At 46.9% G+C, this 9,959-nt stretch carries 9 protein-coding genes; 2 read left to right on the forward strand and 7 right to left on the reverse strand.

Translation table 11 applies throughout. The features are described from left to right. Positions 1-38: 38 nt before the first annotated feature. The gene (gene spo0A, locus BQ9856_RS01640) at positions 39-845 is read right to left on the reverse strand and encodes a sporulation transcription factor Spo0A (protein ID WP_077609421.1); all 807 of its coding nucleotides are present in this window, start codon (positions 843-845) and stop codon (positions 39-41) included. Positions 846-1,317: 472 nt separating this feature from the next. Here spo0A and BQ9856_RS01645 point away from each other — a divergent pair, with 472 nt between their 5' ends. Beyond that, positions 1,318-3,228, forward strand: a complete 1,911-nt coding sequence (locus tag BQ9856_RS01645) for an OPT family oligopeptide transporter (protein WP_077609422.1) — start codon at positions 1,318-1,320, stop codon at positions 3,226-3,228. Beyond that, the gene (locus BQ9856_RS01650; RefSeq protein ID WP_077609423.1) at positions 3,225-3,578 is read left to right on the forward strand and encodes a PqqD family protein; all 354 of its coding nucleotides are present in this window, start codon (positions 3,225-3,227) and stop codon (positions 3,576-3,578) included. The genes BQ9856_RS01645 and BQ9856_RS01650 overlap by 4 nt, the downstream gene beginning before the upstream one ends. A 121-nt stretch (positions 3,579-3,699) precedes the next feature. Here BQ9856_RS01650 and spoIVB read toward each other — a convergent pair whose 3' ends face one another. From spoIVB to BQ9856_RS01680, 6 genes are all read right to left on the reverse strand, one after another. Beyond that, entirely contained in the window at positions 3,700-4,974 is a 1,275-nt protein-coding gene (gene spoIVB, locus BQ9856_RS01655; RefSeq protein WP_077609424.1) for a SpoIVB peptidase, read from the reverse strand. Positions 4,975-5,220: 246 nt separating this feature from the next. After that, positions 5,221-6,879 (reverse strand): DNA repair protein RecN, encoded by a 1,659-nt coding sequence (recN, locus tag BQ9856_RS01660; protein WP_077609425.1) that lies wholly within the window; start codon positions 6,877-6,879, stop codon positions 5,221-5,223. Between the two features lie 12 nt (positions 6,880-6,891). Further along, positions 6,892-7,341 carry an arginine repressor gene (gene argR, locus BQ9856_RS01665; RefSeq protein ID WP_077609426.1) on the reverse strand — a complete coding sequence of 150 codons (450 nt, stop codon included), beginning with the start codon at positions 7,339-7,341 and terminating at the stop codon, positions 6,892-6,894. 12 nt (positions 7,342-7,353) lie between these two features. Further along, on the reverse strand, positions 7,354-8,211 hold the full coding sequence (locus BQ9856_RS01670) for an NAD(+)/NADH kinase (protein WP_077609427.1): 858 nt from the start codon (positions 8,209-8,211) through the stop codon (positions 7,354-7,356). 10 nt (positions 8,212-8,221) lie between these two features. Continuing rightward, positions 8,222-9,037 carry a TlyA family RNA methyltransferase gene (locus BQ9856_RS01675; RefSeq protein ID WP_077609428.1) on the reverse strand — a complete coding sequence of 272 codons (816 nt, stop codon included), beginning with the start codon at positions 9,035-9,037 and terminating at the stop codon, positions 8,222-8,224. Next, positions 9,034-9,959: transketolase C-terminal domain-containing protein (locus BQ9856_RS01680; RefSeq protein WP_328587224.1), on the reverse strand; the 926-nt coding region annotated here is incomplete at its 5' end. The genes BQ9856_RS01680 and BQ9856_RS01675, both read right to left, overlap by 4 nt.

Here is a 9,959-nt window from a genome sequence, read left to right on the forward strand (position 1 = left end):
CATTTTAAAGAAATAAGGAAGTATATTTCCCTTACAAATTAAGAAAGTTTTTTGTAATCCAGTCTTATTTTATCAGCGATCAGGGCAATAAATTCGGAATTGGTCGGTTTTCCTTTTCCTGTGCTTACCGTATATCCGAACAATTCATTGATGGTATCCATCTTCCCCCGGCTCCAGGCCACCTCAATGGCATGGCGGATCGCACGCTCCACCCTGCTTGGAGTTGTCTGATGCTTCTTTGCAATGGAGGGATAAAGTATTTTTGTGACAGAAGTGAGCATTTCCTGGTCCTGCACGGAAATAACGATAGCATCTCTTAAGTACTGGTAGCCTTTAATATGAGCAGGAATTCCGATTTCATGAAGCATCTGGGTTACATCATTCTCCAGGTTCTGCTCCATGTACTCGGTTTTATTGACATAAGGCTTCACCTTTTTCATTCCCTGAAGGGTTGGAGCTTTCGTCTTCCTCTGTCCTACTCTTCGCACCTTATCGACGATAATTTCCTTATTAAACGGCTTCATTATGTAGTAATTTGCTCCCATGCGGAATGCATCTTCGGTAATATTCTCGCTTCCTGCCGCAGTTACCATAATAAACGACGGAATCTTTGTAACAGCACCATTTCCCCTCACCCGTTCCATTACGGTAATTCCGTCCATCCTCGGCATAATCACGTCCAATAAGACAACATCCGGATTTGTTTTTAAAATCATGTTATAAGCATCTTCGCCATTATCCGCTCTTCCTACGACGTGAAAATCCTCCTCTCCCTCCAGTATATCATTCAGCAGATTTAAGGTCTGCAGGTTATCATCCGCAATCGCAATACTGATTTCTGACATATTGATACTCTCCTCCTGATTCTTCAAAATAAATGAAAACTAGTGTATAGCCATTATAGTCTTGCCTCAGCTCATGCCGCAACGGGATTCTGTCGCATTATTCGACAAAAATACCATATTTCAAATTGATTTCCAGCATATTCTTTTTCCCCTAACGAGTCGAACAGAGAAAAGACCTACCCTGGTCGCAATCCGCGCTTGCCCCCCTTTATTTGTTAATGTTGAAAAATGCTATACCTTGTCGGCAAAAAAATCCCATTTATTACCAGCTTCTGTTTTTATACTAACATATTACAGTTACATTGAAAAGTCCAATTCATCAGATTAATCTATTTTTCGTTACTTTATTTATATTATTTTGTCAATCAAAACGCAGTTTCATTCATTTTCTCATGAAATAAGCAAAAAAGCTTGCCGACTCCTTCATAACTCGCTATAATTATTACTGAAAATAAAATAGGGGGAAATTCAAATGTATGAACAAAATGATTTTAAGCCGTACATCCCGGCTGACAAGGTAACACCTGAATTTACTATCACATCGATCGTAATGGGCATCATTCTGGCAGTCGTATTCGGTGCTGCCAACGCGTATCTGGGCCTCCGGGTCGGAATGACGATTTCTGCCTCCATTCCGGCAGCCGTGATCTCAATGGGAGTGATCCGGGTTATTATGCATAAGAATTCCATTCTCGAAAGCAACATTGTCCAAACCGTCGGTTCCGCCGGAGAATCCCTGGCGGCAGGCGCCATTTTTACGCTTCCTGCTCTTTTTCTATGGGCGGCCGAAGGGAAAATGGAAACTCCGGGCATTCTGGAAATCACGTTGATCGCTCTTTTGGGCGGCATACTGGGTGTACTTTTCATGGTTCCTCTCAGAAATGCCCTGATCGTAAAGGAGCACGGCATCCTCCCATATCCGGAAGGAACCGCCTGCGCTGAGGTTCTCCTGGCCGGAGAAGAGGGAGGTGCTGACGCATCCACCGTTTTTGCGGGAATGGGAATCGCCGCCATCTTTAAATTCGTCATCGACGGGTTAAAGCTGGTTCCCGGAGAGGTGTCTTTCCGTGTAAAGGGGTTTGCAGGTGAAATAGGAACCCAGATTTATCCTGCGGTCATGAGCGTAGGCTACATCTGCGGTCCCAGGATTTCATCCTACATGTTTGCCGGAGGACTGATAAGCTGGCTGGTACTCATTCCTGCCATTGTCCTCTTTGGTGCTGATCTGACCCTGTATCCGGGAACCGCACCCATAGGGGAAATATTCGCAGAAGGCGGAGCGGGTGCTATCTGGGGTACCTATATCCGTTACATAGGTGCCGGAGCTCTGGCAGCCGGCGGAATCATCAGTCTGATCAAATCACTGCCTCTTATTATCCGTACCTTCCGTGATGCCATGAAAGGCCTGAGTGCTGCCAGTGTTAACAGCACGTCCCGAACAGAACAGGACTTAAGTTTTAAAACCATCCTGTCCGGTATCATAGTACTTACGGTTCTGATCTGGCTGGTCCCCGCCATACCGGTCAGCTTTATCGGAGCAATTATCGTAGTAATCTTCGGATTTTTCTTTGCAACCGTGTCCTCCAGAATGGTAGGCCTGGTTGGAAGCAGCAACAACCCGGTATCCGGCATGGCTATCGCAACACTTCTTTTTACCACCATCATTTTAAAAGCAGCCGGAGATGACGGAATTCATGGCATGCAGGGTGCCATTGCCATAGGCTCCATCATCTGCATCGTAGCCGCCATTGCAGGCGACACCTCACAGGATTTAAAGACCGGCTATCTTTTGGGCGCTACACCGAAAAAGCAGCAGATCGGGGAACTGATCGGCGTCATAGCAGCCGCATTTGCCATCGGCGGTGTCTTGTATCTGTTAAATGCCGCATGGGGATTCGGTTCGGAACAGTTAGGCGCGCCACAGGCCATGCTTATGAAGATGATCATTGAAGGGATCATGCAGAACAACCTTCCATGGCCTCTGGTATTTATAGGTGTATTCCTGGCCATAACCATTGAAATTCTTGGAATCCCGGTTCTTCCGTTTGCAATCGGTGTTTATCTTCCGGTACAGCTGAATGCATGCATCATGGCAGGCGGACTGGTACGCATGGGCTTTGATCATATAAAGAAAAAAGATAAAATGGAAAAAGAGGGTTTAATCAGCGATGGCATGTTATATTGTTCCGGCATGATTGCAGGAGAAGGTCTGGTTGGCATCCTTCTGGCAATCTTAGCTGTATTCGGCATTGACCGGGCCCTGGACTTATCAGGAGTATTAAACCTTCCGGCGGCTGTTTCGGATTTCGGAAGCCTCATCGTATTCGCACTGGTTATATTAAGCCTTTTAAAATTCACGTTATGGAAGAAAGTTAAAAAATGAATAAATTAAAAGGAAGCGGACAGGAAAATTATCTGGAACGGATTCCCCTCCGTGTGGAGGGCATACTCTGGTCCGCAGATGAGAATGGGATCGTAACGTTAGACATTGAAAATAAAGGTGCATTTAACTGGATCGCCCAAAAACTGTTTCACCGCCCAAGAGTCAGCCACATTCATCTTGACCGGATCGGAAGCTTTCTATGGCCTCTGATCGATGGGAAAAAGAATATTCTTGAGCTGGCCGGAGAAGTGAATAAACAATTCGGCGAAGAGGCCGCACCTCTGTATGAAAGGCTTGCAAAATATTTCCAGATACTGAACAGCTATCACTTCATTCATTTTTATGAATAGCGGATGATATCAGGAAAGAAAAGGACGGTACCGTAAGGAAGCTTACGATCCTGTCCTTTTCTTTCCTCTTTTACCGCCATGTCTATTGGGGCAGGGCCCGCCCCGCTTTATCGGGCCTGGCTCAATGATTGACCATGTTCTCGATAAATATCCCATATCCTCTTGTTGAATCCTGTATGAATACATGGGTTACGGCTCCTATTAACTTCCCGTCCTGTATGATCGGGCTGCCTGACATACCCTGAACGATTCCGCCGGTAAGTGCCAGAAGGTCCGGGTCAGTCACCTCAATCACCATCCCCTTGCTTTTATGGGTGGTGGAATAGTCAACACGCTGGATTTCAATTTGATAATCCCTGACCGTTCCGGATACATCGCTTCGGATATAAGCCGTTCCCTTTTTTATATCCTGCCGATAGCCGATTGGAATGGCGTCCTGGGTAATGCTCTGTTTGAACCGCTCGTTCACACTTCCAAATATTCCCTCTTCTGTGTTTTCGGCTATGGTTCCTAATGTGGAACCGGGGCCGTAATAGATGATGCCGCTCATCACTCCCGGTTTTCCAAATGTTCCCTTTTCAATTCCCAGAATTGCGGTTTCATAAAGAGATCCGTCCGTAATCTGAACCACATTACCGGTGTCGCTGTCGCTGATTCCATGCCCCAGTGCACCAAATTGCCCATTCATATCCACATATGTCATGGTCCCGATTCCCTGTGTATCATCCCGGACCCACACTCCCAGCTTGTAGGTTCCGTCTTCTGTTTCAATAGGGCTCATCTTAACATCAATGCTCTCCCCATTCCTCCTGACTTTTAAGACCGCCTCGGAAGCGCCGATTTTATTAAGCTCACTCATCAGCGTTTCCTTATCATTAAGGGGAGTTCCATTGATGGCCTCAATGTAATCCCCGGACTGCAGGACTCCAAAAGCAGGTTCTACGACCATACCGTCTTTTTTTGTTATATCTCCGGTACCGATTACCATAATGCCATCGGATTTCAAATAAATTCCAATGGGGGTGCCGCATGGTATGGCATATTTGGTATCTACTACATTAACCTGTATATCCTTTAATTGAATCCACCCAAACAGCTTTAAACCAAGCTTGTAGCTTCCCTGATTTTCCGAATATAAGGAAAAGGGCTGGTTTACCTGCAGATGGATTTGATCGGAAGGTATATTTGATCCGTTATTTAATACCACTTCCTCGCTGTCGGAATACAACGTCACATCAAAAGGCATGGAGAAATGAAACTGTTCTTCTTCCTCTGCAACGATATTCAATTTGTCGGGAATTACCCGCTTCATATAGAACCAGGAAAATCCGATACAAAAGATCAGGCTGATCCAGAACACCCTTACTATAAGTTTGTGAATCCTTTTTTTTCTCATCTCACATACCTCCTTAGAAGAATGAAAGGAGACAATTTTTTGCTCCTCTCTTAGTATGTGAGATATTGTTCAAATCACACTGTCATATTTTAGTTGTAACTATTTTCTTTCGGTGACATCCGTTGCATCAGAATGGAATTTTTTGCTTATACTATTTTTTAAAACACGCAATTTTACTATAATTTTTAATTTTTAAATGGGCATACAGCAATATACCTATGCTTATGATGCCCAATTCTTTCTTTTTCATTTTCGTTCTTTTGCCAGCCGTTTCATTTCCCTGGCATTGGCCCGAACTGCCTCGGTTATCTCTACACCTCCGAGAAGTCTTGCCAGCTCCTCCACCATCTCTTCCTTGCCGAGGCTGTGAATCGAGGTGGTTGTCCGGCCATCTAAGACCTCTTTTGCGATTTCAAAATGACAGTCAGCCATAGCTGCAATCTGCGGCAGATGGGTAATACAGATCACCTGATGGTTTCCGGCAATGTAAGTCAGCTTTTCCGATACCTTCTGGGCCGTGCGTCCGCTGATACCGGTGTCGATTTCATCGAAAATCAGGGTCGGGATGTCATCGGTATCTGCCAGCACGGTCTTGATGGCTAACATGATCCGCGACAGCTCACCGCCGGAAGCTACCGTGTTAAGAGGCTTTAAAGGCTCCCCGGGGTTGGTGGAGATCATAAATTCCGCTTCGTCAAAGCCGCTCACAGTATAATGGTCGATTCTGGTAAATTCCATAGAAAACTCCACATCCATGAAATTTAAGTCCGTAAGCCCTTCTTTTATCTTTTTCGTCAGCTCTCTGGCCGTACTTTTTCTCATTTCGGACAGCTGTGTGCAAATAACCTCCAGCCGGCCGGAAACCTTTAAAAGTTCGCCGGCAGTCCTGTTCCTGACCGCATCATAATCCTCCAGCTCTTTAAGACGCTTCCGTTTTTCTTCGAGATTTTCAAAAATCTGGTCCGGACTTTTGCCGTACTTGGCCTCTAAGTTATGTATGAGATCAAGCCGTTCCTCCATCTGCCGGTATTCTTCCTCATCAAAGGCCATATCATCCATATAAGAGGTTATTTCATGGTTGATATCGTTTAAAATGGAATCAGCGTCAAAAAGCTGGTCCCTTATGACAGAAAGCCTGTCATCATAGGAAGCAACCGCCTCAATTTCTTTTAAAGCACGGCCAATGATATCTGAATTTACGGCTGTATAAGCCATGGAAAGGCTCTCGGTTATTTTTTTTGCATGCAAAAAAAGCCGGTACTTCGAGGATAATTCCTCTTCCTCCCCTTCCTTCAGACGGGCATTCTCGATTTCCTCGATCTCATAGCGGATGAAATCCATTTCCCTGAGTCTGGCCTCTTCATCAAGCTGGAAGGACGCCAAACGGTCCTTTAACCGGATATATTCCCGATAAGTTTCTGCAATATTCTCTTTTAGCTCATGGGACTTTTTCTCCTGGTAACGGTCCAGAATCTCAAGATGTTTTGACTTGTAAAGTAAAGACTGATGTTCATGCTGTCCATGAATATCGATCAGAAGGCCGGTGATATCACGCAGCTTCCCTGCGGTCACCGTTTCATCATTGATTTTGCTTAAGCTTCTCGACGGCATGATCTTCTTTGATATGATCACCGTACCGTCTCCATCCGGATGAACGTCCATTTCCTTTAGCAGGCGGACTTTTCCCGGATCTCTGACCGTAAAGATCAGCTCAATATAGGCGTATTCCGCGCCCTTCCTTATTATGTCCTTTGGCACCTTTCCCCCCAGGGCAATGGCAACCGAGCCGATGATAATGGATTTTCCGGCTCCGGTCTCACCGGTCAGAACATTGAAGCCCTCTCGAAACTCCACATCGGCTTTTTCAATCAGGGCTAAGTTCTTTACGTGTAATTCTGAAAGCATGGCACGCCTCCTTTATCCCGTAATGAGTTTTTTTAGTTTGTCCATCATAAGTATGGTATCATCGGCACTTCGAATGGCGCACATAATGGTATCATCTCCTGCAATGCAGCCCACCATTTCACTGAAATGAAGGGCATCCAAGGCTGCAGCCACCGCCATAGCCATGCCGGATACGGTCTTTATGACCAGAATATTCTGTGCCATATCCATGGATAAATAACCATCCCGCAGGATCCGGATGTATTTATCGCTGAAGGAGCTCTGGTTCTGCAGAACCATATAACGTTGCTTTCCTGATTCGGACGGAACCTTTGTGAGCTTCAGTTCACGGATGTCTCTGGAAACAGTTGCCTGAGTGACTGCAAAGCCTGCCTGATTCAAATAATCCGCCAGCTCCTCCTGAGTTTCGATCTCGTTTTTTCCGATGAGTTCCACAATTTTGCTGTGGCGTTCCAGTTTCATGGTGTCTCCTCCTTATATACCGGCCATTTTGTTACGCAGGTTATCTAAAAATGAAATGTTTTTCAGTTTAACCAGAACGGTTTTGATTTCCGCCCGGCGTATCTCCATGCAGTCACCCGGATAGAGCTCTGCTGCCGTATCCCCGTCAAACACCGCTGCCTGGCATACGCCATTCTGGCCCATCATCTCAATCCGGATCCAGTCATCTGATGAAAGAACAATGCTTCTGGCGTTAAGGGCATGGGAACAGATGGGGGTCAGGACCACCATCCTGGAATCCGGCACGATAATCGGGCCTCCTGCGGAAAGATTATAGGCGGTCGATCCGGTAGGCGTAGCTGCGATCAGCCCATCCGCCCGGTATTCATTTAAGAATTCCTGGTTAACATAAACCTTGAACCGCAGCATTTTTAATTGTTCGCTCCTGGTAATTACGATTTCATTTAAGGCAATATCCTGATAAACAGCTTTTCCGTTCCGATAGGCACAGCCGCTTAACATCATCCGTTCTTCCAGTTTATAATCATTGTTTAAGAGAGCGGAAAGGGCTGCATCAATTTCCTCCGTGCGGGATACCTGGGTCAGATACCCAAGGGTTCCCCGGTTGATCCCAAGCATTGGAATATTCCGTCCGGCTAAATCTCTGGCCGCCTGTATGAGGGTCCCGTCGCCCCCTAAGGTGATGACGCATTCGGTCTCCTCCGGCACTGCGGCCGCATCGGTATAATGGTTCCCCTTCCGGCTTTCCGCCCGTTCTCCTCCTCCGATCCGGCAGACCGCTCCACGGCCTTTCAGATAATCGCAGATGGCCCTGGCTGTCTCTTTGGTCCCTTCTTTATCCGGGTTCATGATGACATAGAAATGCTTCATAATAAACTCCTTACCTGCCTTCGCTTAATTCCGCATGGGCCTCATTCACGGTTTTTTCCGGATCAACCTGGAATACCGGATATGTTCCACCTGATAAATGGTTTTTTAAATGGAGCAGATATTCGATATTCCCTTCCGGTCCTTTGATCGGAGAATATTCCAGGTGGAGCACTTCAAATCCAATGCTTACTGCATGGGAAATCACCGCTTCAATCACTTCTAAATGGACGGATTTTTCTCTTACCACACCTTTTTTCCCGACCTTTTCACGGCCCGCCTCAAACTGGGGTTTAATGAGGCAGACGATCTCCCCGTCTTCTCCCAGCAGATTTTTCACAGGGCCAAGAACCTTGGTCAGAGAAATAAAGGAAACATCAATGGAAGAAAATTCGATCCGGTCCCCGATATCCTCCGGCGTTACATATCGGATATTGGTCTTTTCCATGCACACCACGCGCTCATCATTGCGCAGCTTCCATGCAAGCTGGCCGTGGCCCACATCGACCGCATAAACCCTGACGGCGCCGTTTTGCAGCATGCAATCCGTAAATCCGCCGGTGGATGACCCTACATCCATGCAGATCCTGCCATCCAGCGTCACATCAAAATGAGTCATCGCTTTCTCAAGCTTCAAGCCCCCGCGGCTTACGTACTTAAGAGTGCTTCCTCTCACTTCCAGCTTTGCGGTCTCCTCAAATGCGGTACCGGCCTTGTCCTCTTTTTCCCCGTTTACATAGACGATTCCGGCCATAATGATTGCTTTGGCCTTTTCCCTGGACTCAGCCAGCCCCTGCTTTACCAAAAGCACATCCAATCGTTCTTTCATGACTTTCCAACTTCCCCTGATTTATCGTTATAATTTCTCCATTCCGCGTTCTGGCGCTCCATATCCAGATATTCCTTCTTGAGCCGCCATATGACGGAATCACTGTCAATTCCCAGGCTTTTCCGAAGAAGAGATACATTGCCGTGCTCCACATAGGCGTCCGGCAGGGCGATGTTCATAACCTTTATGGATGGATAATGCTCATGGATATAATTGGTAACGGCAAGGCCATAGCCTCCCTGAAGGACATTTTCCTCCATGGTCACCAGGAGCCAGTGATCTTTTGCCAGCCGGTCCACCAGTTCCCGGTCAAAGGGCTTTACAAAACGGCCATTGGCCAGAGTACAGCTCCAGCCTTCTGCCTTCAGCTTTTGCCTTACGTGTTCCCCGGTGCTCACCATGCTTCCTACGGCCAAAAGGGCAATGTCCTTTTCCTCATAGAGCATCTCTCCCTTTCCGTATTCGATGGGAGCGCGGAAGCTTTTTAATCCCTGGTAAGCCTCTCCTCTCGGATAGCGTACCGCAAAGGGTCCTCCATAGGACAGGGCGAATTCCAGCCCATCCATCAGTTCCCATAAATTCTTAGGTGCAAACACGCTCATATTGGGAATGGCCGATAAAAAGGATAAGTCAAAAATCCCCTGATGGGTCTCCCCATCGCTTCCTACCAGGCCCGCCCGGTCAACGGAAAGCACCACAGGCAGATTCTGTATGCACACATCATGGAGAATCTGGTCAAAGCCCCGCTGTAAAAAGGAAGAATAGACCGCCACCACCGGCTTTAAGCCGCCTGCCGCCATCCCCGCTGCCGACGTAACCGCATGCTCTTCTGCAATTCCCACGTCAAAAAAGCGGTCAGGATACAGGCGGGAAAACCGTTTTAAACCTGTTCCATCCGGCATGGCTGCCGTTACCGCCACAA

It is taken from the genome of Clostridium sp. Marseille-P2415 (assembly GCF_900155545.1).
Classification (GTDB): domain Bacteria; phylum Bacillota; class Clostridia; order Lachnospirales; family Lachnospiraceae; genus Lacrimispora.